Annotated in this window: 1 pseudogene; it reads right to left on the reverse strand. The window is 61.9% G+C overall.

Going from position 1 to position 717, the window contains the following annotated elements:
- Window positions 1-716: pseudogene (locus E1297_RS01065) on the reverse strand (IS1380 family transposase); the annotation flags it as partial.
- Window position 717 lies beyond the last annotated feature (1 nt).

Consider the following 717-nt stretch of genomic DNA (forward strand, 5'->3'; position numbering starts at 1 on the left):
GGCTGTTCCTCTGTCATTGTAGAAGGCCAGCACCCTCTCGTTTGGCAGGCTGCGGTTGGTGACGACGAACCCCACGCGCGGGAACAGCTCGCCAGGATGGAACTCGACCTTGGCAACCACGCGGCGCGACTTTGACCAGCTCTTCGCCCGGTAGTGGAAGCTGGTGTAATGACGGACGATGTGGTTTGGGGGCGGCCCGGGCGGCGCTTGCTCAGCCACTCGACCTGGGAGTGCAGCTTCGGATTTCCCTTGATCCGGATGGCGTAATCCCAGTCTTCATCCTCAAGTAGATCAAGGAGCGCGGGAATGGCGAAAGCCGCATCGGCACGGAAGCGCCGCCGCTGGAGTGAGGGGCGGGCCGAACGGGAATAGCGCGCCAGGACCGGCTTCAGAACATCTTCCCAGCCGTCAGCGCTATGGACGTTGCCGGGCCGAAGCGCGCAACGCTCCATATCGCCGTACTGATTGAACACGAACAAGGGATGCAGGCATTTAGACCGGAAGTGCCCGTTCCACATCGTGCCTTCCTGATCGCCATGCACGGGGCTTTCGGAGCTGTCCATGTCGAGTGTGATGAACTTCGGCGGTTGTTTGTCATGCACTGCGTCGATCCAGCGCCCAGGCAGTTCAGCAAGAGCCGCAAGGTTGCCGGGCAGTGTCAACATCTGTGTCTCGAGCCGTCCCATGGCCGACGCCGATGCGGCGCTGGTCTTCACC

The organism is Roseibium sp. RKSG952, from assembly GCF_009711355.1.